This is a genomic window from Aureibacillus halotolerans (genome assembly GCF_004363045.1).
Classification (GTDB): domain Bacteria; phylum Bacillota; class Bacilli; order Bacillales; family DSM-28697; genus Aureibacillus; species Aureibacillus halotolerans.
The window spans coordinates 144655-171369 of record NZ_SNYJ01000009.1 but is presented as its reverse complement, the minus strand read 5'-3'; the positions used below and the strand labels follow the sequence as shown (position 1 = coordinate 171369).

The following is a 26715-nucleotide window of genomic DNA, read 5'->3' as shown; positions in this document are numbered from 1 at the left end:
GGACAGATCGCCTTTCGTTCAGGTTCTCCTTTTTTTGCTTTACCCGCGATGAACAAAGAACAGAATTTTATGAAATTATTTATGCAACATTAGTGTTACAATCCATAAAAGACTCTTTCAGTGATTAAGGGGTAGATGTCAGTTTCATTACTGAAAACGATCTTTTAGAAATACAGGATTGTAAGCACCGGCATCATTCGGTCAATTGATTTATATCACTTCGCTTCCACTCAAGCTCAGCCATTGTTGTAGATGATTTTTGCTCTGCGAAAGTTGTCTAAACATATGTCCACCGCTGCATCAATACTGCACAAGGTGATGTACCTTTGCATGAAACGATGCACTCACTTGTCTTGAATAAAAACAATTTACGAAGAAACAAGCATCAGCGTAGTCAAAATACGTAGACTCGTGCGGGAACAGCGCGAGCTGAAGATCCCGCAGGAAAGCAAGACTCCGAGGAAGCTGAAGCCGTGCCCGCGGAAAGCGAAGTATTTTGACGTAGCGAACGTGATTGAAACATCGTTTCGAAAGGACTTCATCGTCTTTTCTTTGCCTCCAAAAGGGCACAAGTGCATCATCGACTCGATAAGACCTCGACGTAATTTCTTTGAAGTCAATCGATCTATCACACCTTACTTCTACTCAAGCACTGCCAACATTGAAGGTGATTTTTGTACTGCGAAAGTTGTCATAGTAACTCCGCTTTCAATACGTAGATTATTCTGAAATTAAATGCAATTACTAGAAACTGTCTTATGAAAATAGTGTAACACTTAAGACGTTGTGATCAACCGTATCAATTGCAACTGTGCTTTAACCGCTCAAAAGGAGTATTGTATCTAAAAAAACCGTCTCAATCAGCGGAGAATCCACAAATGAGACGGTTGTTTTTTTATCGTGCCGACTTTCGTAACGTGCTCCGATGCTCTTCAAAGATTTGCTCGGCTGTCAGCAAGCCTGAGAGCGTGGCCATCGGAACGCCGCCACCAGGATGAGTCGAGCCGCCGACGAGGTAAAGATTCTCAAAGACCTCACTTCGGTTTGGAATCCGAAAGCCGCCGTTGGTTTTCTTGTCGGCGACGGTTCCGTAAATGGAGCCGCCTGTTGCCCCATATAGCTGCTTTAAATCGGTTGGGGTAAATTGCTGTTGCCATGTGATGTGATCTTCGTGCACTGGAAGTCCCATTCGGTTCAATTTGTTTAAAATGACATGCCGATACGATTCTGCATTCACAGACCATTGATCCTCGTTTGCTTTCATCGGAGGTACATGTGTTAAAACAAACAGATTGTCTGTGCCGAGCGGAGCCTGGCTTGGGTCTGTCTTTGAAGAAACTCCGATATAAACAGTTGGATCATCTGCGGGCTTTTGGTCCTTAAAGATCTGGCGAAACTCTCGTTCAGGGTCTTTTGAGAAAAAGAAATTGTGATGAGCAAGCTGATCGTAAGAACGATCCGCACCTAGCAGCATGACAAGTCCTGACACAGAAGGCGCATATTTTTTTAACTGCTTGGCGGCCTTGCGTGCCTTAGCGGCTCCTTTGTTTTTAAACAGTAGCTCATAAGAAGGCACGGCTTCAAGGTTGGAAACAACGACATCAGCTGCATACAGCACGTCATCGCTTGTCCGCACGCCAGTCACTTGGCTTCCACGAGTTTGAATTTCGGCCACCTCTTGGTTCGTTTTCACTTGAACCCCGAGCTCGTCTAGGAGACGAAGCATCCCACGGGCAATGTTGTACATGCCACCCTTGACGTAAAAAATACCGAGTCCAAGTTGAACGTAGGCTAGCTGTGACAAAACAGCAGGTGCTTGATAAGGGGAGGCGCCAACATACATCACTAGAAAATTAAAGAGCTGCTGCATGTGGGTTGAGCTAAAATGCTTGGCTGTCGCCTGTGCGACGGTTCTCATAGGATCCAGCGATAGAAGCTCATCAAGCGAATGGAGTTTTCTTAGGTCGCTTACACCTGTGATGGATTGATTGTAAAAGCTTTTCATACACGTGTCATACATTTTTTTCGAATACGCCATATACGAATAAAATTCAGAGGCGGCTACAGGAGATACACTTTCAAAGCTACGCATCAAACCTGGTAAGTCAGAGGTCAAATCAAAACGTGTTCCATCTTCAAAAAAGGTCCGCCACTGAGGCTCAATTTGTATAAGTTCCATATAATCATCAACATTGCGATCAGCGGAGGCAAACAAGTCACGAAGTACCCAAGGCATCGTGAGAATCGAAGGACCGGTATCAAATGTGTAGCCCTCACCACTTCGAATGTTCAGCTTTCCACCAGCACGTTCGTTTTTTTCTAGCACGGTCACCTTGTACCCCTCAGAAGCTAGGCGAATAGCCGTTGACATACCACCAAGACCTGCCCCGATGACAACCACTTTTTTCAAGTCAATTCCACCCTTCATTTAGTAAATTAAGGGGATGATGCGCCACCTTTTTTTGCAAAAGACGCGATAATCCTCCCCGAACAACTTGTGTAACTCTCGCTCTTCCTTTGCGGCTCGCCATGCCACAGTTGGAAAAAGCACAAAAACAGCTGCCAGGACACCAATCCAGGTGCCTATGTATACACTTAAACCGATCACCGTCGTACATAAGCCTGAGTAGAGTGGGTGACGAAGATAACGAAAAGGTCCGTTCGTCACAAGCTTGGCTGGGGAGTGAAGCCTGCGAGAAAAGGACTTGCCCATCTTTAGAATTCCCCAGTAGCGTAGGATGATACCTGTAGCGAACAGGCCGAGACCAATTACGGTGCTCGTTGTAGAAACAGACCATGAAAGCCATTGGAAATAGCCGCCAGCAATCGATGAAATGACGGAAATAAGCATGGCACTGAGCAAGACAAAAAAGGAAACATCATTGCGACGACCTGCCGTCGGAAAAACAATATTCTCCGCAGCCCATAAGATAGTAAAAGCAGCAAAAAAGATCACGGAAACCACGGCAATCCCCCTTTCTCTCCTATTCCCGTTTTGGATTTCTTGAAAACTTTCAAAAAACGACATCGTTCTACGAAAATTGTATGTGAGCGATGTGTGTATGCTATACTAACGAAATGAAAAGAATTTGATACGAAGGAGATTCGAACCATGTGTGGATTTGTCGGCTGTATATGTGACACAGCCCAAGGTCAAGACAACCTCTTCAATGACCAATTCAAACAAATGACCAATGTGATTACACATAGAGGGCCTGATGATGCTGGCTTTTTTCAGGATGAATTTGTTCATTTTGGCTTTCGTCGTCTCAGCATTATTGATGTTGAGAGTGGACATCAGCCGTTAAGTTATGAAAACGAACGATATTGGATTATATTCAATGGTGAAATTTATAACTACATTGAGTTGCGAAATGAATTAGAAGCAGAAGGATATACATTTCAAACGCAATCAGATACAGAAACAATAATTGCTTTGTTCGCTGCGAAAGGGAAAGATGCCGTTAAACAGCTGCGAGGCATGTTTGCGTTTATTATTTGGGACAAGCAAGAAGGACAGGCCTTTGGTGCGCGCGACCCCTTTGGTATTAAGCCTTTCTTTTATATGCAGAATGGGGACCGTTTTTATGCGGCCTCTGAAAAGAAAAGCTTGCTGATGGCAAGAGACCATGGGGCAGTAAACGTAGAAGCTCTCCAACATTATCTTACCTTTCAATTTGTTCCAGAACCACAGACAGTGACAGAAGGTATTCATAAGTTGCTTCCAGGGTATTGTTTCACAAAAAAACCTGGAGAATCCCCGGTTTTTGAACAATATTGGCAGGCGTCGTTCCAACCAGAGCAAAAAAATAAGCGCACTGTAATTGACGATATTCGCAAAGCGATGAAAGATTCTGTCAAAGTACATATGCGAAGCGATGTGCCTGTCGGTTCGTTTTTGTCTGGGGGGATTGACTCATCTGCCATCGTCTCTATCGCTAAAGACTATCATCCAGATATTCTGACGTTCTCTGTGGGCTTTGAGCATGAAGGGTTTAGTGAAGTCGATGTGGCTAAGGAAACAGCGGATGCCTTAGGTGTAGAAAACATCTCGTACATCATTACGCCTGAGGAATATATGAACGAGCTGCCGCGCATTATGTGGCATATGGACGACCCTCTAGCCGATCCAGCGGCTATTCCTTTATATTTTGTCGCAAGAGAGGCACGAAAGCATGTCAAAGTAGTCCTTTCAGGGGAAGGCGCTGATGAGCTTTTTGGAGGGTACAATATTTATCGAGAGCCACAATCATTAGAATTCTTCCAGTACGTTCCTGCACCTGTGAAGCGCATGCTTAAACGAGTGGCAGCAATACTTCCAGAGGGCATGCGTGGCAAAAGCTTTTTGGAGCGAGGCTGCACGCCTTTAGAGGAACGATATATTGGCAATGCAAAAATGTTTACTGAAAACGAGAAACGAGACTTGCTCGTCCATTATCAAGAAGGAAAGACATACCAGTCCGTAACGAAGCCATTCTATGATGACATTCAAACCTACAATGACGTCAATCGTATGCAATACATTGACATTCATACATGGTTACGTGGGGACATTTTATTAAAGGCTGACAAGATGACGATGGCTCACTCGTTGGAGCTTCGTGTTCCATTTCTTGATAAAGAAGTCTTTGAATGTGCACGAACGATCGATCCATCATTGAAAATCGCCAATGGTACGACCAAAGCTGTCTTGCGTGAAGCCATGCGCGGCATCGTACCACCCCATGTATTGGATCGAAAAAAGTTAGGTTTCCCCGTGCCAATCCGTCATTGGTTGAAAAATGAAATGTACGATTGGGCAAAGAATTTGATCCAACAAAGTGATACGGATCGTTACTTCCACAAAGCCGTCTTGCTACGCTTGCTCGACAACCATCGTGAAGGCAAAGCGGATTACAGCAGAAAGCTTTGGACCGTTCTTATGTTCATGCTTTGGCATCAGATTTATGTGGAGGGTGCTTATTCGTTTGAGAAGGAGATGTTGGGGAACCAGCAGGCGATGTCCATCTAAGGCTGATGAGAAACGCTCGCTTTCGTCGTTGCTTTGCCTTGACCGGTGCTCATTGCCTGTATGGCAACTCCGCGCCTGCCAAGGCTTTGCGCCTCGAAAGACAAACGTTTTCATTCAGCCTTAGTGCGACTGATGAGAAACGCTCGCTTGGCTTCGTTGCTTTGCCTTGACCGGTGCTCATTGCCCGTATGGCAACTCCGCGCCTGCCAAGGCTTTGCGCCTCGAAAGACAAACGTTTTCATTCAGCCTTAGTGCGACTGATGAGAAACGCTCGCTTTCGTCGTTGCTTTGCCTTGTCCGGTGCTCATTGCCCGTATGGCAACTCCGCGCCTGCCAAGGCTTTGCACCTCGAAAGATAAACGTTTTCAAACGGCTTAGATGTGGCTGATGAGAATTGCTCGCTTTTATTATCTTAACAATGCTATTGGTTGGCTTTGGCCCACTTTAAAAGCACAAGGCCTCCTGCCTTGTGCTTTTTTTCTGAGTGTCATATGATGTGCCTTAATTAGGTACAGCGATCGCTTGCGACCCCATCTGTTGCCAAGCATTTCTGAAGGGCTCCAAAGGGAGTTTTTTGTTTTTCTGTCCATCGATGGGGTCGTTGACGTAAACATAGTGACTCGAGTAGCCTGTAATGACAACGGAGTGCTCACGATAGGTTGTAGTAAAAGGACCTGAAGCGGTTTGCCAAGTTGTAAATTCGGAGGCAGGCAGCTCGTCAAAAGTGACGTTTGTAATAACCCAAACGGGATGGCCTTTGCCGACATAGGCGAGTAGGTTGGAGAATGTACTCCCGGTTAGATTAACGGTTTTTCCAGGTGCGTATACTTCGGCAAGGTCATGGATTGGTCCTTGATACACACCAAACCCTGGTTGTGAAAGATCCGTCATGCTACCAACGAAGCCAACATGAGGATTTCCGAAATGGGTCTGACCATTGATTTTCTTGTAAGGCGTCGTGTCTTTTGCAACTGCCTGTGCAAGTTCAAGCTTGTCCACATTGATGCTTTCATACTGAAGTAGCATAGCGAGTGATGTCACCTCACAGCCTCTTGGCAGCTCAGGGTATTGCCTAATGATAGGGACATCAAGCAATACTTCTGTAGGATGAGGGGGTTGCTTTGTAGAGTGAGCATATTTTGATAATGGTGTACTTACCGGTTTGTCGCTCGCAAAAATCTTCGTTATCCATGGTTCGTTTTGTGAGAGATATGCAGTTCCCGCTCCAGCAGCGATGACAACAACTAAAACGGTGAAGGATTTTAACGATTTTCGGGCAAATACAATAAGCATGATGGCAAGAAAGGCAGTCAATACTGCCGATATAAGTAAAAGCCACTGAGGGAGAATCATGGCAGCACGCCCCTTCTAATCTTAAAATCACGAATGTTGTGTTGGTTTATATATCGGTCTTTGTAGCAAAAATTTTAAAGGAAATTGAGGCGATTTTATGTCAGTTAGCTATCAGGCGATGCTTAGGCAGATGGAACAGGATGTAGCCGATGCGAAAGTGGCTCAGCAGCAAGGCAATGCTCAAGTAATGCGCGAAAAAGTTGCCGCGGTTAAAGTGATCGCCGAGCTTTTGTTAGCTGAGGAGGTAGAAAGGCCAGCAGCGCCGATAAAAAAGATGATCGTCAATGACTCTGCAGACGATCTAGAATTGCGGCGCATGCAAGGATCGACATTCCAGGAAGAAAATGACGACAATGATGCAAACGGTGACGGCAATGGGAAAAGCTTGTTCGATTTTTAATCATGCCTTGAGAGCATAGTTTACCCTTTCTTTGCGAACAATAGGTTTGTCGGTGGGCATGATTTGGAGGTCTATCACTTGGAAATGAGCTCGTATGAGGTGTTTCCGGATATCGCTGAACCCATTGTTCCGCTACTGTATAACATTTATGTGAATCGGGAATTCGTTGGGGCGATGAAAATGTCTCATGCTGACAAAGTGTCAGAAGATCTTTCCTCATTTCTTCATACACAAGGGTTGTTTGATTTTGATCATATTGTCGAAGATGATTCTTACGAAATCACACTTGATATAGAAGACATTCAAGGAGCAAGAGACATGCTTATGCTTTATTTAAGAGGGTAGGCATGCGTCTACCGAAAGCACGTGCATACAGTTTACGTCTTTGCTTTAGATGCTCTCGCCATTTGTCTTGCGCTTGCTGGATGGTGATTGGTTGGAAATTCACAGTATCTCCCGTGACCAGCTGGGCCAATTCTGCCTGATGGATACTTGCAATTGTCCCGATGCGAGGGTAGCCGCCAGTCGTCTGCCGGTCCTGCAATAAAACAATTGGATGTCCACTCGGTGGAACCTGAATGCTCCCCCAATTCACACCAGAAGAGAGCAAAGAGCCTTTCATTGGCGTAAGGTTTTCGCCTTCGAATGTCAGTGCCATTCGGTTTCCATGTTTCACACGAAAAGTGCTGTGGTAAAACGCCATAGTGCTTTTTTGATTAAACCTTTCTTCATGAGGTCCTGCGACGACGGCCAAAGTAACATGTTTTTTATACACAGGATGATGTTCATGAGAGAGACCGAGTAATGGACCTTTTCCGTTGAGGGAGTGAGCAGAGAGTACGTCGTTTTTTGTCAACAAAGTGCCGATGGATGCCATCGAGTGATAGGCTCCACTTCCTAAGTCCTCCTGCCCGAGAAAGCCGCCGTGTCTGCTAATATAAGCTCTTGCGCCTTGAATGGGCTTGCCAAATCGCAGTGTATCACCTTTCGTGATTCGCATTGCCTTCCACATTGGAACAGGCTCGCGATTTAATGTAGGGGACAGGTCCGCTCCAGTTATGGCAATGATTCCATCCAAAAGGCAATGGAGTTCCGGTCCAACGAGCGTGCATTCAATGGCAAGTGTATTAAGTTCATTGGCTACAAGCAGATTTGCCATAAACAAGGCATCCGGATCAATCGCTCCTCCTGGACCTAAGCCAACATGTTGATAGCCTTTGCGACCGTCATTTTGCAAACTTGTGAGCAGACCTGGTTTTTCAACGTGAAAGACAGGGGTTTCCTTCATCCTATGCGCCTCTTTGTTGACGCAACAGACAACCCTTGTTGTGCCATCGCTTCTCTTAACGCTTTTGCAAGCTCAACAGATTGTTGGTGGTCCCCGTGCAGACATAGCGTTTGACAAGGAACGTGAATGATAGCTCCGTCAACGGTTGTGACGGTTTGGTTTTGAATGAGGTCCAATGCTTGCGCGACCGCTCCTTCAACAGTTAGATGCACGGCGTTCGTATGCTGCCGAGGCGTCAAAGAACCATCCTTTTGGTAGGTGCGGTCAATAAAGGCTTCTTCAACGGTATGTAAACGTTGACGCTGGCCTGCGTCAATGAGTGCACTTCTTGATCTGCCGAACAAGAGAATGGCAGGGTCGACATCATGTACCGCTCTCGCAATAGCATCTGCAATTCCCATGTCCTTTGCGGCCATATTGTACAGCGCGCCATGAGGCTTTACATGAGAGAGCTGTGCACCCTCGACTTGGCAAAAGGCTTGAAGGGCGCCAATTTGGTACACGACTAGGCTGTAGATATCTTCAATTGCCAGCTTCATGTCACGGCGGCCAAAGCCCTGAAGGTCTTGAAAGCCAGGGTGCGCCCCGATGGCCAGGGAGTGAGACTGTGCTTGTTGAACGGTATGCCTCATCACGTTGGCATCTCCAGCATGAAAGCCACAAGCAATATTGACAGAGGAAATGAGAGGAAGCATCTCCTCGTCGCGGCCTATAGTATACTGTCCAAAGCTTTCCCCAAGATCGCAATTAAGGTCAATTGTTTTTGGAGTAGCCAATGTCGTACACCCCTTTCTCTACATAGTCTACAAACGTGCTCCATGGATCTTGACTGGTCAAAAGGATGTTGTGCAGCTTTTCATCAATGGAGACAAAAGAGAGCGTATCTCCTGCATTAAGCGGAAAAGGCACTGGTAACGAAGGTGAAAAAAGCGGCAAAGCCGTTTGCCCGATGATGTTCCAACCCCCAGGGGATTCCAACGGATAAATGCCTGTTTGAGCCCCGCCAATGCCAACACTGCCTGGCGAGACAGATGGTCGAGGTGTTTCGTGTCGAGGGACATGAAGTTCTGGAGGGAGCCCATCAACATAAGGGAATCCTGGGAGGAATCCAATAAAACGAACTTGGTAAAGTGGCGCCGTATGCAGCTCAATGACCTCTTTAGGAGAAAGGGAGGCATAGAAAGCAACGTGTGCTAGATCGGGACCGTTGTCTCCCCCATATAAAACAGGGATATCGACATGTTTACCTCGTTGAGAAGGACCAGGCATAGAGTGCATCATTGTTTCTGTAAAAGCATTTACGTCGTGAGCGATCTCTTCATAGGACAAAAAAGATGCGTCGTAGTGAATCATCAGTGTGTCATAGCCGGAAACGATTTCTTGAAGTCCAGCAAGGGGTTGATTGCGAAGGGTTGAAGCTAGCGCTTGCAGTAATTGAAAACGGGTCTCTGTATCTTTCTCTCGCACAGTGAGCAATAGCGAGTGGTCGCCATCAGGTTGGAGTAAGATCGGTTGTGTTTTCACTGGAAACCTCCATTCATACGACTGTTCACACGATTGGCACATTCAACAAAATACAGGGTCTGCTAGCATTGAACGCCATTTTAAAGGGTTTGACAAAGCGTCATCTTCTAGAATTCAATCATGTCTTTCTAGTATACTAAACTCATTGTAAACATGCATTGGCTCAAAGACTAAAGAAAGCAGGTGAGCGTATGCTCAAACTATTTTTGCTGATTGCAAGCATTAACGGATTTCTCTCCGTAGCCATTGGAGCGTTTGGTGCCCACGGCCTTGAAGGGAAAATATCCGAACGTATGCTGGCGAACTATCACACCGGCGTGAATTATCAAATGTTTCATACGGTTGGCCTATTAGGGGTCGCATTTTTATCTACCTTCGTGTCCACGCCGATGCTTGTCTGGGCTGGGTCATTAATGACAGCAGGGATTGTGTTTTTCTCTGGAAGCCTGTACGTTATGGCGTTAACAGGAAAAACGATTTTAGGTGCGGTTACACCAATTGGTGGGGTATTGTTCTTAGCGGGTTGGGTGCTTTTAGGCTTAGCGGCGCTAAAGCTTTCATAGGAAACAGAAATGACAAAGAGAAAAATCCGAACGACTATGAAATGAAAAAACTCGCCACTTCACTCCTTATTTGTAGAAAACACGATCAGGAGTGAAGTGGCGAGTAAAACAGTAATTTGTTTACCCCTCGAATTTCCAAAACTATGGTAACGAACGGCTGCTAAGAAAAGATCGATGAGGAAATATGAGGAAGACAAGGAATATAGAAAAGCATTTGATGAATTAGAGTTACCTTTCAAGATCGCTAAGAACATCATTATGCTTAGGAAGCTAAAAGGCATGACGCAAACAGATTTAGCTAAAATGATCCATACTAAGCAATCAGTTATCTCAAGGATTGAACAGGCGAATCATAACGTGACTATAAAGAAGTTGGAAGAGATAGCTGTGGCCTTGGATACAAGTGTAGAAATTCTTATCACTAAAGAAATTAAGCCAAAAGGAAAAGAAGAAGAAGCTGGGGGGTTAGCCCAAATATAAAAAGGAGAGACAGCCTATTATTAGAGTGTCTTTTTTTATTTATTTAGGGCGTGTCTTAAAACTCGTTCAGGGAAATTCAATTCCATATCAGAGGAATAAGTTATAGAACGAATTGACCGTTACATGGAATACTATAATGAAAAGCGTATCCAAGAAAAAGTAGACTACCAAGCACCAAAAGAATTTGGTAGCGTGGCAGCCTAATGAAGTTGTATGATTTGTGCTTTAAATCGCTATGTCAGTCTATAAACTGACGGTTTAATTTTTCCTGTTCTGAAAGAAGCCCCGTCCCCTTACTCTGATATGCTGAGGATCGACGAGACAAGCAATACGCATGTGAGCCTTTATCTTTTTAAGTAACTAGCTTATACCTTGAAGGACCTGAAAATCACCACGGTTTAGTTTTTCGATAAAATCTTTGCTTGAGAGTGGCGTGCTAAACAAATAGCCCTGGTATTCGTGGCAATGCTTTTGCTGCAACGAAAGCAGCTGATCATCTGTTTCGACACCCTCTGCAATGACAGTCAAGTCGAGGCTCGTTGCGATATTGATGATTGAGTTTACAATGGCTTGGTCCTTCAGTCCATTATTCATCGTTTGGATAAATGATTTATCGACCTTAATTGTATCAAGTGGAAAGTCCTTTAAATAACTAAGGGAGGAATACCCTGTGCCAAAGTCATCGAGCGATAGGCGTATGCCCATGTCTTTAAGGGCCTTCATTACTGGAAACGCATGTTCAGGATCTTGAATGATGGACTCAGTTAGCTCTAACTCCAAAAATGTGGGGTCCAATCCAGTGTCTTGTAACGTTCTCCGGACAGTGTCTGGGAAATCACGCTGTTTAAACTGCAAGGCAGAAATATTCACGCTCATCCGTCCATGGAAGCTCCCCTCGTCTTGCCACAGCTTTGCCTGCGAGCAGGCCTCCTGCAATACCCATTGATCAATTCGTAGAATCAGCCCTGTATCTTCTGCAATCGGGATGAAATCATTCGGCGGAATAAGGCCACTCTCCGGATTTCGCCATCGAATCAGTGCTTCAACCCCTTTAATGTTCTTATCCAGCACAGATACTTGGGGCTGATAATGGAGCTCAAAATGCCCTTCTTCCAGCCCTTTGCGGAGCCCTGTTTCAATGTCCAGTCGCTTCGTCATCGATTCATTCATTTCCGTTGTGAAATACCGATAATTGTTCTTGCCATTTTCCTTCGCATCGTACATAGCGATGTCTGCATGCTTAAGAAGTGTTGCTGTATCCTTACCATCCTCCGGATACAAGCTAATTCCAATAGAAGCTGTAATATAAAAATCATTTCGATGAATGACAATGCGTTCATTTAACGTTTGTAAGATTTGATTGGCGACCTGACCTGCATGGAGATGCGTCGTCTTTGTAAGGATAACAACAAATTCGTCTCCGGCCAGACGAGCTAACATTGCTGATGAATCCAGGCATTGTTTCAGCTTTTGTGCGACTTCTTTTAACAAACGGTCCCCCGTTTTATGTCCGTACACATCATTTATGCTTTTAAAACGGTCTAAATCAATAAACATGATGGCAAGCGGATGGTCAGGAGACGATTGTTCTAGCAAAGAATTCAAGTGTTCCTGAAGCATGCGTCGATTCGGGAGCTTCGTAAGCTCGTCACGATAAACAAGCGTTTGAATTTTTTCCTGTGATTGCAACCGTTCTGTAATATCACGCATAATGCCTGTATAAATCGTATCTGAATCGTTATGACTAAAGGAAGACACGGACAATTCAATAGGGATTTCAGATCCATCTTTACAACAACCTATCATTTCAATCGTTTTGCCTATGACCTTACTAAATGCTGCTGCTTTTGGCGCGCTTATCGCATGAAGATGCGCCGCATGAAAACGTTCAGGAATGATGAGCGTAAGTGGCTGTCCTAGAGCTTCTGCTTCTGAATAGCCAAAGATCGACTTTGCTGATGCATTCCATGATAGAATGAGCCCTTTTGTGTCTGTCATTACAATCGCATCTTTCGCTGTCATTACAATGGACTGATATAAGTCGTCAATTCGTTGCAATTCAATTGACGTTGACTCCATGCGACGATCGAAATAAATCATCGCAAACGTAAATGCGATTGTTACAAGGACAACGATGCCTGTAAGAACGGCAAGCATTTGACTACTCAGCCAAGGGGAGTGTAGAGGCGTATCGGTACTTGATAGAGGCACTTTAAATGAGGCTCCCGCCATCCCGATGTAATGCATCCCTGCAATTGCCAGCCCCATCACGAGTGAACTAATCATCATGCGTAAATGCCCACCGGCTTTTTCAATCCCTGCTCGAAAATAAAACATACAAAGGAGAGCAACATACGATGCCGTGAACGCAACGAGGACGGAAGCACCGACGAGCAACGGATCGTAGTGAATGACGCCATCGACAACCATAGCAGCCATCCCAACATAGTGCATCGACACAATACCTACACTGATAAAAAGCGAGCCAAGCAGAAACTGAGATTGTTTCTGAAGCCCATAATTTAAAATGTAAAAGGCGACCAAGCAAGCTAAAATAGCAAATACAATTGACAAAATCAACGGAAATAGCTGGTACGTAACGTGCATAGAAGTGTGGTGGGCAAGCATGGCAATAAAATGCATCGACCAAATCCCGAAACCAAGAGTGAACGCACCGCCTGTGAGCCAAAGATGGCGTTTAAAGCCACTCGAGCGAACGAGTCGGTTTCCAATATGTAACGCAGCATAGGAAGATAATACAGCGACTGCAATCGACAAAACCACAAGCGTAATGTTGTAATGATGAGTCATTGCTAGCATTCGTGATCGTTCACCTCTTCGTTTTTGAATTGCAACCGCCTTATCTGGAGCTCTTTATTTATATATGACTGAGTAAATTGTACCTTATATGAGTCTATTTAACTATATAAATGTGTTGAGTTTATGACTTTTGTATCATTCGAAGAGATGAAAAACGGATAGGAACTAACTTCCTATCCGTCCTAAACCATTCTTATTTCATTTGCATTTTTGAGACATCGGATTCAAACATATAGCTTTTTTCATGAAACTGGATGCTAAGAATGAGACCCATGAGCATGAGCGAACTTAATAGGGAACTCCCCCCTGATGAAACAAAAGGAAGAGGGATGCCAGTGATTGGGAGAAGTTGCATGGTCATGCCAATATTTTGAAAGACATGAAACGCAATCATTGCGATGGCACCCACACATACATATGTATCAAACGGTCTACGGGTACGTAAGGCAATCTGTATGAGATGGTAGATCAAGAAAAAGAAAACCGCAATTAACAAACTTGCCCCGATAAAGCCAAATTGTTCAGCAATGACACTGAAAATAAAATCTGTATGTGCTTCCGGTATATAGATTTCCCGATCTCCATAGGGTTTCCCGTATATTTGTCCTGAACCAATCGCTCGCATTGATCGTAGGAGCTGCAGACCCTCCCCCTTAGCAACGACCTCTGGTTCTAACCAGGCGAAAACGCGGCTGATCTGATATGGCTTTACACCTAAGGATAGTAGCCATTCTGATTGAAATAAAGCGAGATAAATGGCCGTTCCACCTATCGCTGATACACTTAATAGAAGCAGAATAATCAGCCGCCAAGCAATCCCAGAGACAACCATAAAGGCTGAAAAAATCGCGAGGTAGACAAGCCCAGTACCAAGATCGGTCTGCATCATAATGAGCAGCCAAGGAAGTGATGTACAGGCGATGAATTTTACAAGCAACCATAGATCTGTTTTCAGCGTTTGTTCCTGATCAATCGACTTGTGGTGTGCCAAAATCCAACTCATGGAAAGGATGTACGTGATTTTGGCAAACTCTGCAGGCTGTAGTGTGCCAAACCCAGGAATCACAAACCAGCTACGTTGGCCATTAATCACAGGCGCAATAGAGTGGGGCGCGATAATAAGTGCAAACAATATGATCGCTGCGAACGCGTACAAATACCACGTCAATTTTTGGTAGTGTTCAGGTTCAAAAAACATCATCCCTATAAAAAGAAAGATGCTTCCTGCGTAGATCGCCCCTTGCATCATCACATCTCGAGTTGTGCCAGAGCCGTGAAGCTGCGCACTATAAATACCCGCTAAGCTAAACATTGCAAGCAGCAGGATTAAAAAAAGCAACGTCCAATCGATTCGATCAGACAGCGATTTAGGTGCCGTTTCGCTCAAAGTACCACCTGATTTCTTAAGTGTTCGTTCTTTTCAGCATAATGGAAAAATGTGTACATTACAATCCGTACGTATCTAAAACAATAGACGAAAGGTTTAGCGAAAACGTCACACTTTAAGAAAATGTAGTGGAGAAAAGCTGTTGGGAGAGTATGTCATACATGACTGCGTGTTGTTTGGGATTTATAGTACACGAGGATTAATACGAAATTTCTCAAATTGATCCGTTTTGCGAATTTTAATATTTTGAAACAAAACAAGCCTTCAGTAAGTCATTATAGTAAGAAAACTACGCAGAGCAAAAATCTCCTTCAATGTTGGCTGTGCCTGAGGAAAAGCAAGGCGAGATAGATCGATTGACCGCTTCAAAACAACGCCTGCTGTATTCAGTAAATTAAAAGGTGCCAATGCTCATAACCCTGTATTTTCTAAAAGATCGCCTTTTTGTAACTGAGCCGATCTCTACGCTCTAAATAACTAGCGGCAAAGAAATCATGACGAGGTCTTATCGAAACGATGATGCACTTATGCCCTTTAGGATGAAAAGAAATCACAACCGCTTCGTCAAAAATACTTCGCTTGCACCATAAATGGTATAAGGTCAACATCGACTCAGAAAAGCCTCTCATCGTGTTTTTTTTACCGCCGGGCACGGCTTCAGCTTCCTCGGAAAGCAAAAAACGCTTTCCTGCGGGATTTTCAGCTCGCGCTGTTCCCGCAGGAGTCTACGTATTTTGACTACGCTGATGGCTGTTTCTGCGTAAATTGTTTTTATGATGTCCCGGTCTCACATAAAGGAGAAAATGGAAAAGTGAGTTGAACTGTGTTGCAATAGTAAATAAGATAAAGAAGCGAATTGTTTCATGTAGCTGTGGATTTTGCAGTTTTTGCAGATTCTGCACGTACTGTCGGATGAGAGAGTCAGGTTCAAAAAATAAATAAAACGCAGGCCGATCATGAAACACAAGGACTCAGAGATGAAACGATTCCACGTAATGCATACAACTAAGTACATTCAGGATGCAAGGAAAACACGTCGATAGGCACTCCTGAGTAGATGTTGCGCTTGTGCTCTTTAGGGTAAGAGTGAGCGTAAGGCAGCTTGTATAAAAAACAACCCCAACAATGAATTGCAGGTTTACCCATCTATTAGCTAAGAGAGTCTGCAAAATGTAAGGTGTGAAAGTTGAGTTAGTAATACTACTTACATATTGAATATCCGTGTTCTGCATCTGGGGAATTAAGGATAAATTCCATCTGGTAAAAAATTTTAAGAGAGGCAGGGGGCGTCATGAAAAAAAATAGTATGCTGATGTTGTTTTTTCTCGCGGTCCTATTAACGGCGTGTCAAAGCAATGAAGATACACAAGAAATTTCAGGGAGCCTATTAAGCGAAAATGTACTGGGGTACGAATACGTGGTGAATTTCGGGCAATCGCCAAATGCTTGGCAGATTGGGTATGAAGGGGATATAACGATAATCGAAGAGAACAGTCACAATGAAAAAGAATTACAACAGTTTATGGAGGTTGTGAATGATAGTAACACGTTTCTTGCCAAATTAATTGTTTGGGCATCGTGCTTTATCATCGTTGTAGTCACCTCATTTATTTTTTATAAGAAATATGGAAAGAGTCGTAAAGACGTTGATGTCAAAGTGTCAAGTTTAGCTATAATAGCTGCAATGGTCATTTCAGCGTTTCTCGTCGTAGATGCAGCGCTTTTATTAAATCAATCATTGCAAGAAGCAGAATTTCACTACGTCAAACTAAAGGATGGACAATAGTCTTTAGTAAAAAAGAAAAACCGTTGGCTTTGAAAGCCTCGGTTTTTAAGGACGACAACGTTATCGTGGGGAATACGTTGACATATTCCCTGATTGCGACTGCTGACCATACGGATAATTGTAATTAATTTCCTCATCAAACGTAATGTAATCAAGATAAATCGTCAAAAGCAGATATCGTTTGCCTGTATTCGGGTCACTAAGAATGATGTGGTCACGACCGGCCGCTTCAATAATGCCTTTGAAAATCTTTGAATTCCATTCTTCACTTGCCTCAAACGTCATGTACACCGTGGCTTCTTTGCCTTTGTTGAGCCTTAGAATGTTTTCAATATAAGACTGCTGAATAGGCAATTGGCCTGGTGCATCAGTCACCCCTAATGTCGCTTGAGGTTGATTTTGATATGGCTGCTGTTGTTGGGTCTGCTGTGCCTGCTGGGGATACCCATACCCTTGATAAGGATAGTAGCCTTGCCCTTGCTGACCTTGCGTTGGGTACCCGTAATAGGAGCCCGAACTTCCTGTCGTGTTTTTATTCGCCATGTTGTTCCTCCTTCTCCCTTTTAACCACCGTAAACGGCAGGACATTCAGTTTGTGTTGGAGCGAAAAAGCAATGGGACTTGTAACGACCTGTATTTGCTTGGCCATACCACTGTGCAGGGCAATCACCCGGAGGACGAAAGAAAAAAAGCGCATAACTTCCTGGATCATACCGAATGCCTTTAATGACCTTGCGAGCAAGGCGCTTATCGTTTTCACGGGCACGTTGATAAAAATAACCCTTTTGCGTCGCCTCGAAGCCTCCTGGAGACTGAAACACCATGTTATTAATGTTATCAATGTCCACGAAGTCTAGACACTCCGCACGCACACGGTTCACTCCGACGTTGCCAACGAGGAGCATTCCCAGGTCCCCGTCTCCTTCTGCCTCAGCTCGCATTAATCGCGCAAGCAGCTGTACACCTTTTTCTGTATATTGAACGACGGCCATTGCCCCACCTCATTTCTCTGTAGTCTTCTTTGTTGTCATTATTCACATGTATGCTAGGGCAAGGTGTCTTAGTACAAGAAATGGTCGTATACTCTTTCACCGTTCGGCGTTTGTGTGGACTCAAATGCAGAGAGAGCTTTTTTTAGAGCTCGTCAATACGTAAACTCATATAGAAATTCCGACTACACATTATTTACGGCTTGATTAAAAAGGAGAAGAGACAAAAATGTACGGGTGCAGAGTCATACCGCGCTGTTAAGACTCATGGTTTAAGTCAGTCGTAGCATTTTTTGAAAAACACAAAGAAGGCAGTCACAAAAGTCATCGTTCTGACTTTCGGGACTGCCTTGAGTTTGTTTAGTTTGGTTGAACGTGGAAAAATGGTGCAATGCCTTCAAGTTCTACCCTTTGGCCGACATAAAAGCTGCCAAATTCACCATAGCGGGCACTTACTTCGTCGAAGCGCATTTCATAAACGAGCTTTTTAAATTGAAGAACGTCTTGGGAAAACAACGTAACGCCCCATTCCCAATCGTCAAAGCCGACTGATCCTGAAATGATTTGCTTAACAGCTCCTGCATAGCCGCGACCAATTTTCCCGTGGCTGTACATTAATTCTTTACGCTCGTCCATTGGGAGCATATACCAGTTGTCACTGCCATCGCGACGCTTGTCCATTGGGTAAAAGCAGACATAAGGCCATTTAGGCAGAATGGGCTTAAGACGTGCTTGGATTCTTGGATCTTCCTCAGGATTTTCAGAGCCTGATGCCATGTAGTTCGACAATTCTACAACAGACACATAGGAATATGCAGGTGTAAGGTACTCTGCAATTTGCAATTTATTAAACGACGTTTCAATTTCTTGAAGCTCATCAATGGTTGGACGCAAAGTCATTAGCATGAGATCGGCTTTTTGTCCAAGAATGGTAAAAAGCCCGTGGCTGCCAATCTTAGCCTCTTGGGTAACGTCTAACCGTGATAGAAAATGATTAAATTCTCGCAGTACAGAGGCTTGCTTGTCGCCAGCTGCTTGTTTCCACAACGACCAATCGACTGTACGAAAATCATGGAGCACATACCAACCGTCAAATGTTTTTGCTGCTTCATTCATCTCTCATCGACTCCTTTTTGAAGACGTGGTACTCACGAACAATGAGGGTATGATCCCGTCAACTTCCAATCATACTATACCATAGTGGGAGAGATTACCGTAGGCTTCAAAAGTGATCATTTTATGAAAACCCCTTCAATTTTTTGAATGGTGAAAAGCTTCTCCAAAACCTTTTCATTCCCTGTCAAAAGGGGTATGGTTTAGAGAGAATCGATGATTTAATGTCTAAGGAGGCCTACAAAAATGGGCGATTGGTTTCAGCAAATAAAAGACAAGGCTGCGGTTCAAAACGCAACGATTGTGTTTCCAGAAGGTACAGATGAACGCATTCTTGAAGCAGCGGCAAGGTTGCATACAGAAGGCGTTGTGACGCCGATTTTAATTGGCAATAAGCAAGAGGTTGAGCAAAAAGCAAAGGCCGTTGGAACGGACATTTCAGGGATTACACTCTATGATCCACACAGTTACGCGGATTTCGATCAAATGGTAGACGCTTTTGTTGAACGCAGAAAAGGAAAAGCAACTGTCGAGCAAGCGCAGAAAATGTTGCTTGATCCGAATTATTTTGGCACAATGCTCGTTCACCTTGGGCTTGCACAAGGACTCGTGAGCGGAGCGGCCCATTCGACGGCAGACACTGTCCGTCCAGCGCTGCAAATTATTAAAACAAAACCAGGCGTTCGAAAAACGTCAGGTGTCTTTTTAATGGTCAAAGATGATGAAACATTTGTTTTTGCGGATTGTGCGATCAATATATCCCCGGATGCGACAGACTTAGCAGAGATTGCTCAGGAAACGGCAAAAACCGCGGAACTATTTGGTGTTGAACCAAAAGTAGCGATGCTTAGCTTCTCTACAAAAGGATCGGCTGTGTCCGAGGAAACGACGAAGGTGGCAGACGCCGTTAAGCTCGTTCAAGAACAAGCGCCAGAGTTAATCATTGATGGTGAATTCCAATTTGATGCCGCGGTCGTGCCTTCTGTGGCGAAAAAGAAAGCACCGGATTCAAAGCTCCAGGGAGATGCGAATGTGTTTGTCTTCCCAACGCTTGAGGCGGGGAACATTGGCTATAAAATTGCGCAGCGCCTTGGTGGCTATAGCGCGGTTGGCCCGTTGCTACAAGGCTTGGCCAAGCCTGTCAATGATTTGTCTCGTGGCTGCAGCGCAGAGGATGCGTATCATCTTGCCTTAATGACAGCTGTCCAATCAGGCCAATAAGAAAAAAGCGTTTGGCGAATGAGAAATAAACTCGCCGAACGCTCTTTTTCTTGTCTATCGTTTTATTTGATAGGCTCCATATAGACCCCTGTGTTGCGATCAAGAATACGTTGTCGGTAGGAAACCAGGCGCTCGGATTCAGCTTCAGTGAGCGCAGAGGCCTGCACCGTTGCCCCTATGTCAGCAAGAACAGTGTACACGTGCTGCATGAGGTCTGAATGGGATAAAGGAATGCCCGTGAGCTCTTCCAATGATCCCATAACCTCTGGCTTTATGGTAGGCACAAACGTTTCTGATTTGTCCTGAACGGCAATGTCATACAGTGCTTGGACAATTTTTGCTCGCTCTGCACCGCTCCGCTTTACGCCAAGATACACCTGAACAGCTACAGCTCCACGAATTCGTCGTTGAGAGATACCTGCAAACTTTCTTCCGTGAATACTTAGATCGTAGCTTCCAGGACAATACGATCCTTCAATCTCTCCAACATCAAAAGCAATGCCTTCCTTTGCTAGAACAGCTCGAAGCAACGCGACCATGCTTTCATATCCTTGGGATATCATAGCGGATTTTGGCTCTTTACAGATAAGACTAATATTAAGAACATCCTCATCTAAGGCGACCGCTAGCCCACCTGAATTACGAACAATCACGTCATACCCTAGTGTATGTGCGGAACGAACTGCTTGTTCGATTCCTGGCAATCGTGCATCCTGAATACCTAGCACAATGGTTTCGTGATGCACCCATGAGCGCAAAATAGGTGCAGAATGCTCTTTTCCAACCGCTTCACAAAGAGTATCATCGATGGCGAATGATTCAAGCGCGCGAAAAGAGGGGTCTGGAAGTGATTGGTCAACCACACGCCAAGTTGGGGATAAAAGTAGGGGGTGATAAGTTTTGTTCATTGTCGTAACTCCCTTCACTACTCATTATCATATCCGAAATGGCGCAGGAGCAAAAGACAAAAAAGACGCCTTCCTCTGGTTGCTAAGGAGTCGTCTCGGATTTAATTATTAAAAAGAGGCTTCTATAGCGGACTTTAAGAAGCAGACGGTCCGCGATTTTCACTAAGCTGATTCATTTTTTCATCAAGTTTTTGGCTTAGTTCAATCAATTGTGGATCTTGAAGGTTGTCCAGCGTTTTGTAAAGCTTGTACATTTCTTTTCGGAGCATCTCAATTTCGTCTGTTCGATTCATGACACTTCTCACAGGTATGCCTCCTTTTAATCCTTCATTCCTCCTAAAGATGTATCTCGGTTACATTTTTTCCAAAAAATATAACGTTCTTCAAGTATAGCCTCGTTTGTCTGGAAAGGGAAGCGATAGTATCTAAAAAAGTATAAAAAACAGTGGCATTCTTTCAGAAATCAGTAGGATTAGAAGTAGCGCAATCCAGCAAGGGAATTCTCGTGTATAATTTTTTTGTTATGGAACGAGGTGCGAACTTCCCCGAAAATTAAAAGACATTCTTGACACGATATAATCATAGTATTCGTCTGACAGCAACAAGAAAATGTTCAGGTTTTAGAAAATAAAGCGAAAAAATGGATTGGTAGACATAAATCGTCAACAAGTGTAGACTTTCGACACACGCTGATGTGTATTGTTTAGGTACAAGGGGAATCCCTTACATAAGGGAGGAAAATGAGATGTTTTTATATACAATGAAGCTTACTGGACATTTTGCATGGGACGAGGTGCCTCCCTTCCAGTTTTCAAAGAAAGACAAGAAGGATCAAGAGGCGAAAGACTTGCAGACCGATAAAATGGCGAAAGAACTTACTCCTCACATTGACCCTGAGATGTTGGAGTTGATTCGCAAACTTGCCAAAAAGAAAAAATAATCGCAGCGTGTTTTTAAGTAGACAACTTTCACTGTAAAACAATCACCCTCATCGTTGATTTCTCCTGAGCGGGAGCAAGGTGAGATAGATGGCTTATTAAAATCTTGAGAACAACTTCATTCAGTAAATATAAAGGTCCCAATGCACACAAGCCCGTTATAACTAAAAGATTGCCTTTTAATAACTAAGCGACTCATCTAAATATAGATGAGTCGCTTAGTTTATGTCACATCATAAAAATGAGTTTATTATTAAAAGCAGCCACTAGCGAGACTCCAGCGGCAAAGAAAACACGATGAGGTCTTTTCGAATCGATGTTGGACTTGTGCCCACAGGGTGAAAAGAAACATGATTGCTTCGTCAAAATACTTCGCTTTCCGCGGGCACGGCTTCAGCTTCCTCGGAAAGCTAAAGCTTTTCTGCGGGATCTTCAGCTCGCGCTGTTCCCGCAGGAGTCTACGTATGTTGACTACGCTGATGTTTGTTTCTGCGTAAATTGTTTTTTCTTGGTCTTGTTTAATGAAGAAAATGGAAAAGTGAGTTAAGATGTGTTGCTTTAGCTAATAAGAAAAGTAAGAGCATCGTTTCATGCGGAATTATATCACCTAATGTAAATACATTGGTGTACTTCAGGTTTGTTTGTGATTTTAGACACCTTCTGCATAGCAAATAATCATTTTCAACGTGGCTTTGCCTGAGTAGAGGCAAGGTGAGATAGACCGAATGACATCTTATTTGTATTCAGGAATTTAAAGGTGCCAGTGCTTCACAATCCTGTATTTTCTAAAAACCGCTCTAAGTAACTAAGTGGAGTTCTACGCTCCAAATACTATTCAGTTCCTTTTTAGTGCATGTCACATCATAAAAATGAGTTCATCATTAAAAGCAGCTTGTATAGAAAGCAATCCCAACAATAAATTGCAGGTGTACCCATCTATATCAAAGAGTGTATGCCAAATGTAAGGTGCGAAAGTTAAGATAAGCATGCCATTTACGGTCTGGGAGTAGATGGTTCAATCGATACGTTGATTGTGACGAGGAAGCAATGACACATTAGGAGCGAGACTTCTCAGTGATAAAAGCTGTGCAATGACTAAATGTGGCGAGACTTCCGCTGTTCACCATATGAAAAACAGTAACGTGGGACAAAAAATAGATACGTCAGGAGCACACAAGCCAATGTTTGTGGAAACAATCCACAAGAGTTGGCTATTCGCTGTTGTCAGGAAAAAGATAAACCATGTAAAATGAAAGAAAGAGTCGACTGTTGGGAAGTATAGACAGAAAGTGAGGCTTGCTTAAGCCATGGCGTATATGTTGGAAAAATTAGATGAAGAAAAGGTGTTTAAAGATCCTGTGCACCGTTACATCCATGTGAGGGATAAGCTGATATGGGATTTGATTGGTACAAAGGAGTTCCAAAGGCTGCGCCGTGTGCGTCAATTAGGAACCTCGTATTTAACCTTTCATGGGGCGGAGCACAGTAGATTTAATCATTCCCTTGGTGTGTATGAGATTGTTCGTCGAATTGTTGAGGTGTTTAAGGATCGTCCTCATTGGCGTGAAGAGGATCGTCTGCTTTGTCTTTGTGCTGCGTTGCTACATGACATCGGACACGGCCCCTTTTCACATTCCTTTGAAAAGGTTTTTCATCTTGACCACGAAGAATGGAGTCGACGCATTATTTTAGGAAACACGGAGATTAATGCCATTCTTAAGCAAGCGAGCCCAACGTTGCCGCAGCGTGTATCTGATGTCATCGAAAAAACAGATGAAAACAAGCTGATTGTCAGCTTAATCTCAAGTCAGATTGATGCGGACCGAATGGATTATTTACAGCGTGATGCGTTTTATACAGGAGTTAGCTATGGCCATTTTGATATGGAACGTATTTTGCGGGTCATGCGCCCAACGGAAGATCAGGCCGTGATCAAGCATAGTGGAATGCATGCGGTAGAAGATTACATCATGAGTCGCTACCAAATGTACTGGCAGGTCTATTTCCATCCTGTTACGCGCAGTGCAGAAGTGATTTTGACAAAGGTTCTTCACCGTGCAAAAGAGCTTTTTGAACAGGGGTATGCATTTCAATACCCTCCAGTGCATTTTGAGAGTCTTTTTAAAGAGCAGATTTCATTGGACGAGTATTTGCAGCTTGATGAAGCGATCGTTATGTATTATTTTCACATGTGGCAGCATGAAAAGGATGGTATTTTGAACGACCTTTGCGATCGCTTTATGAACCGTCGTTTGTACAAGTATGTTGAGTTTAATTTAGAGTTGCAAATGAAAAAATGGCTCGAATTGAGTACGTTGTTTCAAACCATTGGATTGGCACCAGAGTATTATCTCGTCGTTGATTCATCATCTGATCTTCCGTACGATTTTTATCGCCCAGGGGAGGAAGAGGAGCGTTTGCCCATTCATTTGCTGATGCCTGGAGGCGAATTACAAGAGCTGTCACGGCAATCGGACATCGTCGAATCCATCTCAGGAAAAAAGCGTACGGATCATAAGCTCTATTTTCCGAAGGACAGACTAGAGGACTTCTCGACGTTTGAAACAGAGAAGAAGAGGATTTTGGACATTCTGTATGGCAAGGGGTAATGCGTTTTGTTAAAAGAACATACCAAGCTGCTTCAAGTACTAGCAGAAACAGAAGAGATTATCGGACGAAAAAAACTACAGAAAATGGTGTATGTTGCGCAAAAGCTACGCTTTCCATTTTACGAGAAGTATGAGTTCCATTTTTATGGTCCTTATTCAGAGGAACTCACACTGCAAATGGAGGAGCTACATAATCTAGGTCTTATCAGTGAAACGAAGGAACGCAAAGGTGGGTATGAACAATACCGATATGCATTAACGAGAGATGGCGACGATTTCTTAAAGCAATACGGTCTGGAAAGTGTTTTGACAGGCGAAGTCATGATGTGCCTAAATCAGCAGAGCTCTCGTTTTCTAGAATTGGTAGCCACTGTGCTGTATTTTGAAGAGTTGCAAGAAACGTTACTTGTGGAAAAGATTGGTCAGGTCAAGAAAAAGCAGCGCTATCAGGAAAATGAAATCGCTGATGCGCTTGCTTTTATAGCAAAGTTGAAGCAAGGTTCTTACCAAAATTCATAAGCTTTAATGAACACCGAAACCTCATGCGAGGGATTGTCGTTCATTAATCAGCCAAGCGTTTGCCACCAACTGCGTAATCTTCTTTTTTCATTTCTTCAATGAATACAACGATTTTTTCAGGTGGCGCGTCGACAGTTTCAGAAACAGCCGCTGTTACTTTCTCAGCGAGCGCCTTTTTTTGCTCGTCTGAGCGACCTTCTAACAATTTTACTGTAACGTATGGCATATGTATTGCCTCCTTTTCCTTATGATTGTAGGTATCCCATTGCCATCGCCAACGATGTCTCATTGGAGTCAGGAAAAAGGAATATGATATGATTGTAGCATGATTGAGTGGAAAAGGAGGAACCCCTTTGAGTGAACAAAAAAAACCAGGTGGAAGTCAGTTCAATATATTAAAAAATGATTCAACCGATGGCCACGGTGGGTTTGGTGTAGGGGCGTTAAGTCTTGAAAATGTGACACCAGTCATTATCGACCCCGAAGATAAAGAGGCATTTATCGATATGGGTGCGCTTCATGCCCGGTCTAAAGTCGAGCGGCGTTTAAAGTTTGTGCAAGATCGAGCAGAGGTTCCGAATGGCAGGTTGTACTGGATTGTTTGGGTGACAGTCGCAAAAGGACCGGAAGGCACCTATTATGCTGGTCTTGGGGGATGTGAAATCCGAGTGAATCGAGAGATTAAACGAGGGTACAAATCAATGCCTGAGCATGTGAACAACATGGATAAATCCATGAAGCATAAAGTGGCTGTAGAGCATATGGATCAAGACTCGCGTGCCTTACTCGCGACCTTTTTGGAGGGCTACGATTTGGGCATGTGGGAACGGTCGCCGAGTGAAATTCAAGATGCCTTGAAATCGTGAACATTTTATGAACATTAGAAAGAACACTTGAGAAAGCGCACTAAAATACGTACACTTTGTAAAAGGTGCACACATAGCATCGCTAGGACACGAAAAAGGGCTGTTCTCTCCATCTGTCGATCTTTCTGCGCGAAGGACGATGGTGGAGAGTCGGCCTTTTTTCAATTGAGACAGCAAAGGGTAAAGGGAGATGGATCAGGCAATAGTATTAAATTACCAAATGGTGAATTTTTTGAAATCGCTATCGCTTCGTCAAAATACTTCGCATTCCGCGGGCACGGCTTCAGCTTCCTCGGAAAGCAAAAGCTTTCCGAGGGGATCTTCAGCTCGCGCTGTTCCACCCTAAAGGGTACAAGTGCAACATCGACTCAAAAAGACTTCGTCGTGTTTTCTTTGCCGCAGGAATCTACGTATGTTGACTACGCTGAAGTTTGTTTCTGCGTACATTGTTTTTATTTTGTCCCGGTCTCGTATACCGGAGAAAAAATGTGTTAAGGCGTGATTGCTTACCGAACAAGACAAGGAAGTGCAACGTTTCAAGAAAGGTTACATCACCTAGTGCAGTATTGATGCAGCATTGGACTTATGTTTTGATCATTTGCACAGAGCAAAAATCACCTTCAACATTTGCTGTGCCTCAGTAGAAGCAAGGTGAGATAGATCAATTGCTCTCCAATACAACACCTGCTGTATTCAGTAAATAGACATATTGCCGGTGCTTATAATCCTGTGTTTCTAAAAGGTCGTCTTTCAGAAATGAAGCTGACTTCTACCCCTAAAAGCAGCCACTAGCGAGACTCCAACGGCAAAGAAAACACGATGAGGTCCTTTCGAATCGATGTTACACTTGTACCCGTAAGGTGTAAAAGCGAGCGTTTGGCAGCTTGGGGTAGTTTTATCTAAGCGTCTGTCAAGTGTAAGGTGCGAAGGTTGAGTTACT

At 43.8% G+C, this 26715-nt stretch carries 25 protein-coding genes; 11 read left to right on the top strand and 14 right to left on the bottom strand.

Features of this window, described 5'->3' with window-relative positions; all coding sequences use genetic code 11:
* Positions 1-895: 895 nt before the first annotated feature.
* Entirely contained in the window at positions 896-2401 is a 1506-nt protein-coding gene (locus EV213_RS12290) for a phytoene desaturase family protein (RefSeq protein ID WP_341770349.1), read from the bottom strand.
* A 27-nt stretch (positions 2402-2428) separates the two neighbouring features.
* A complete protein-coding gene (locus EV213_RS12285; protein ID WP_166639289.1) occupies positions 2429-2965 on the bottom strand; it encodes a methyltransferase family protein in 537 nt (178 codons plus the stop codon).
* 147 nt (positions 2966-3112) lie between these two features.
* Here EV213_RS12285 and asnB point away from each other — a divergent pair, with 147 nt between their 5' ends.
* The gene (gene asnB / locus EV213_RS12280) at positions 3113-5011 is read left to right on the top strand and encodes an asparagine synthase (glutamine-hydrolyzing) (RefSeq protein ID WP_133580839.1); all 1899 of its coding nucleotides are present in this window, start codon (positions 3113-3115) and stop codon (positions 5009-5011) included.
* Positions 5012-5512: 501 nt separating this feature from the next.
* Here the strand turns inward: asnB and EV213_RS12275 are convergent.
* Positions 5513-6364 carry a C39 family peptidase gene (locus tag EV213_RS12275; RefSeq protein WP_133580838.1) on the bottom strand — a complete coding sequence of 284 codons (852 nt, stop codon included), beginning with the start codon at positions 6362-6364 and terminating at the stop codon, positions 5513-5515.
* A 97-nt stretch (positions 6365-6461) separates the two neighbouring features.
* Here EV213_RS12275 and EV213_RS12270 point away from each other — a divergent pair, with 97 nt between their 5' ends.
* Both EV213_RS12270 and EV213_RS12265 read left to right on the top strand, forming a co-directional pair.
* Complete coding sequence (locus EV213_RS12270) at positions 6462-6764, top strand: DUF5327 family protein (RefSeq protein WP_133580837.1); 303 nt, start codon at positions 6462-6464, stop codon at positions 6762-6764.
* Between the two features lie 78 nt (positions 6765-6842).
* Positions 6843-7109, top strand: a complete 267-nt coding sequence (locus EV213_RS12265) for a hypothetical protein (RefSeq protein WP_133580836.1) — start codon at positions 6843-6845, stop codon at positions 7107-7109.
* Here the strand turns inward: EV213_RS12265 and EV213_RS12260 are convergent.
* From EV213_RS12260 to pxpB, 3 genes are read right to left on the bottom strand one after another with little or no spacing between them, the layout of a single operon-like run.
* On the bottom strand, positions 7087-8052 hold the full coding sequence (locus tag EV213_RS12260; RefSeq protein ID WP_133580835.1) for a 5-oxoprolinase subunit C family protein: 966 nt from the start codon (positions 8050-8052) through the stop codon (positions 7087-7089). The two genes, EV213_RS12265 and EV213_RS12260, sit on opposite strands and share 23 nt — an antisense overlap.
* A complete protein-coding gene (locus EV213_RS12255; protein WP_133580834.1) occupies positions 8049-8828 on the bottom strand; it encodes a LamB/YcsF family protein in 780 nt (259 codons plus the stop codon). The genes EV213_RS12260 and EV213_RS12255 overlap by 4 nt, the downstream gene beginning before the upstream one ends.
* A complete protein-coding gene (pxpB, locus tag EV213_RS12250) occupies positions 8806-9576 on the bottom strand; it encodes a 5-oxoprolinase subunit PxpB (RefSeq protein WP_166639288.1) in 771 nt (256 codons plus the stop codon). Before pxpB ends, EV213_RS12255 begins: the two co-directional genes overlap by 23 nt.
* A gap of 191 nt (positions 9577-9767) precedes the next feature.
* Here pxpB and EV213_RS12245 point away from each other — a divergent pair, with 191 nt between their 5' ends.
* Positions 9768-10139 (top strand): DUF423 domain-containing protein, encoded by a 372-nt coding sequence (locus EV213_RS12245; RefSeq protein ID WP_133580832.1) that lies wholly within the window; start codon positions 9768-9770, stop codon positions 10137-10139.
* Between the two features lie 174 nt (positions 10140-10313).
* The gene (locus EV213_RS12240) at positions 10314-10619 is read left to right on the top strand and encodes a helix-turn-helix domain-containing protein (RefSeq protein WP_133580831.1); all 306 of its coding nucleotides are present in this window, start codon (positions 10314-10316) and stop codon (positions 10617-10619) included.
* A gap of 360 nt (positions 10620-10979) precedes the next feature.
* On the opposite strand, the gene EV213_RS12235 is transcribed toward EV213_RS12240, so the two are convergent.
* Complete coding sequence (locus EV213_RS12235; protein ID WP_133580830.1) at positions 10980-13439, bottom strand: bifunctional diguanylate cyclase/phosphodiesterase; 2460 nt, start codon at positions 13437-13439, stop codon at positions 10980-10982.
* Between the two features lie 193 nt (positions 13440-13632).
* Positions 13633-14826, bottom strand: coding sequence for an FtsW/RodA/SpoVE family cell cycle protein (locus EV213_RS12230; RefSeq protein WP_243740080.1), 1194 nt, complete (start codon positions 14824-14826; stop codon positions 13633-13635).
* A 1291-nt stretch (positions 14827-16117) separates the two neighbouring features.
* Between EV213_RS12230 and EV213_RS12225 the strand changes: the two genes are divergently transcribed.
* Entirely contained in the window at positions 16118-16612 is a 495-nt protein-coding gene (locus EV213_RS12225; protein WP_133580829.1) for a hypothetical protein, read from the top strand.
* Between the two features lie 60 nt (positions 16613-16672).
* Here the strand turns inward: EV213_RS12225 and gerQ are convergent, their stop codons facing one another.
* The 3 genes from gerQ to hemQ form a co-directional block, all read right to left on the bottom strand.
* Positions 16673-17155: a spore coat protein GerQ gene (gerQ, locus tag EV213_RS12220; RefSeq protein ID WP_133580828.1), complete on the bottom strand. Its 483-nt coding sequence runs from the start codon at positions 17153-17155 to the stop codon at positions 16673-16675.
* 20 nt (positions 17156-17175) lie between these two features.
* Entirely contained in the window at positions 17176-17604 is a 429-nt protein-coding gene (locus tag EV213_RS12215; RefSeq protein ID WP_133580827.1) for a cell wall hydrolase, read from the bottom strand.
* Positions 17605-17961: 357 nt separating this feature from the next.
* Positions 17962-18717: a hydrogen peroxide-dependent heme synthase gene (hemQ, locus tag EV213_RS12210; protein ID WP_133580826.1), complete on the bottom strand. Its 756-nt coding sequence runs from the start codon at positions 18715-18717 to the stop codon at positions 17962-17964.
* Between the two features lie 243 nt (positions 18718-18960).
* On the opposite strand from hemQ, the gene pta reads away from it, so the two are divergent.
* Complete coding sequence (pta, locus tag EV213_RS12205; protein WP_133580825.1) at positions 18961-19935, top strand: phosphate acetyltransferase; 975 nt, start codon at positions 18961-18963, stop codon at positions 19933-19935.
* A gap of 62 nt (positions 19936-19997) precedes the next feature.
* Here pta and EV213_RS12200 read toward each other — a convergent pair whose 3' ends face one another.
* Both EV213_RS12200 and EV213_RS12195 read right to left on the bottom strand, forming a co-directional pair.
* A complete protein-coding gene (locus EV213_RS12200; protein WP_133580824.1) occupies positions 19998-20843 on the bottom strand; it encodes a lipoate--protein ligase family protein in 846 nt (281 codons plus the stop codon).
* A gap of 134 nt (positions 20844-20977) precedes the next feature.
* Positions 20978-21148: an aspartyl-phosphate phosphatase Spo0E family protein gene (locus EV213_RS12195; RefSeq protein ID WP_133580823.1), complete on the bottom strand. Its 171-nt coding sequence runs from the start codon at positions 21146-21148 to the stop codon at positions 20978-20980.
* A gap of 440 nt (positions 21149-21588) precedes the next feature.
* Between EV213_RS12195 and EV213_RS12190 the strand changes: the two genes are divergently transcribed.
* From EV213_RS12190 to EV213_RS12180, 3 genes are all read left to right on the top strand, one after another.
* On the top strand, positions 21589-21783 hold the full coding sequence (locus EV213_RS12190; protein ID WP_133580822.1) for a hypothetical protein: 195 nt from the start codon (positions 21589-21591) through the stop codon (positions 21781-21783).
* Between the two features lie 1305 nt (positions 21784-23088).
* Positions 23089-24390: an HD domain-containing protein gene (locus EV213_RS12185; protein ID WP_133580821.1), complete on the top strand. Its 1302-nt coding sequence runs from the start codon at positions 23089-23091 to the stop codon at positions 24388-24390.
* 6 nt (positions 24391-24396) lie between these two features.
* Positions 24397-24909, top strand: a complete 513-nt coding sequence (locus EV213_RS12180) for a YwgA family protein (protein ID WP_133580820.1) — start codon at positions 24397-24399, stop codon at positions 24907-24909.
* 43 nt (positions 24910-24952) lie between these two features.
* Here the strand turns inward: EV213_RS12180 and EV213_RS12175 are convergent, their stop codons facing one another.
* Positions 24953-25135 carry a 2-hydroxymuconate tautomerase gene (locus tag EV213_RS12175; RefSeq protein WP_133580819.1) on the bottom strand — a complete coding sequence of 61 codons (183 nt, stop codon included), beginning with the start codon at positions 25133-25135 and terminating at the stop codon, positions 24953-24955.
* 127 nt (positions 25136-25262) lie between these two features.
* Here EV213_RS12175 and EV213_RS12170 point away from each other — a divergent pair, with 127 nt between their 5' ends.
* Positions 25263-25775 (top strand): YwhD family protein, encoded by a 513-nt coding sequence (locus tag EV213_RS12170; protein WP_133580818.1) that lies wholly within the window; start codon positions 25263-25265, stop codon positions 25773-25775.
* Positions 25776-26715 lie beyond the last annotated feature (940 nt).

Bases quoted from the DNA above. Each gene is read 5' to 3' on its own strand.
- asnB (WP_133580839.1), top strand. From the start codon at position 3,113: ATGTGTGGATTTGTCGGCTGTATATGTGACACAGCCCAAGGTCAAGAC.
- EV213_RS12275 (WP_133580838.1), bottom strand. From the start codon at position 6,364: ATGATTCTCCCTCAGTGGCTTTTACTTATATCGGCAGTATTGACTGCC.
- EV213_RS12270 (WP_133580837.1), top strand. From the start codon at position 6,462: ATGTCAGTTAGCTATCAGGCGATGCTTAGGCAGATGGAACAGGATGTA.
- EV213_RS12260 (WP_133580835.1), bottom strand. From the start codon at position 8,052: ATGAAGGAAACCCCTGTCTTTCACGTTGAAAAACCAGGTCTGCTCACA.
- EV213_RS12245 (WP_133580832.1), top strand. From the start codon at position 9,768: ATGCTCAAACTATTTTTGCTGATTGCAAGCATTAACGGATTTCTCTCC.
- EV213_RS12240 (WP_133580831.1), top strand. From the start codon at position 10,314: ATGAGGAAATATGAGGAAGACAAGGAATATAGAAAAGCATTTGATGAA.
- EV213_RS12235 (WP_133580830.1), bottom strand. From the start codon at position 13,439: ATGCTAGCAATGACTCATCATTACAACATTACGCTTGTGGTTTTGTCG.
- EV213_RS12225 (WP_133580829.1), top strand. From the start codon at position 16,118: ATGAAAAAAAATAGTATGCTGATGTTGTTTTTTCTCGCGGTCCTATTA.
- gerQ (WP_133580828.1), bottom strand. From the start codon at position 17,155: ATGGCGAATAAAAACACGACAGGAAGTTCGGGCTCCTATTACGGGTAC.
- EV213_RS12215 (WP_133580827.1), bottom strand. From the start codon at position 17,604: ATGGCCGTCGTTCAATATACAGAAAAAGGTGTACAGCTGCTTGCGCGA.
- hemQ (WP_133580826.1), bottom strand. From the start codon at position 18,717: ATGAATGAAGCAGCAAAAACATTTGACGGTTGGTATGTGCTCCATGAT.
- pta (WP_133580825.1), top strand. From the start codon at position 18,961: ATGGGCGATTGGTTTCAGCAAATAAAAGACAAGGCTGCGGTTCAAAAC.
- EV213_RS12200 (WP_133580824.1), bottom strand. From the start codon at position 20,843: ATGAACAAAACTTATCACCCCCTACTTTTATCCCCAACTTGGCGTGTG.
- EV213_RS12190 (WP_133580822.1), top strand. From the start codon at position 21,589: ATGTTTTTATATACAATGAAGCTTACTGGACATTTTGCATGGGACGAG.
- EV213_RS12185 (WP_133580821.1), top strand. From the start codon at position 23,089: ATGGCGTATATGTTGGAAAAATTAGATGAAGAAAAGGTGTTTAAAGAT.
- EV213_RS12175 (WP_133580819.1), bottom strand. From the start codon at position 25,135: ATGCCATACGTTACAGTAAAATTGTTAGAAGGTCGCTCAGACGAGCAA.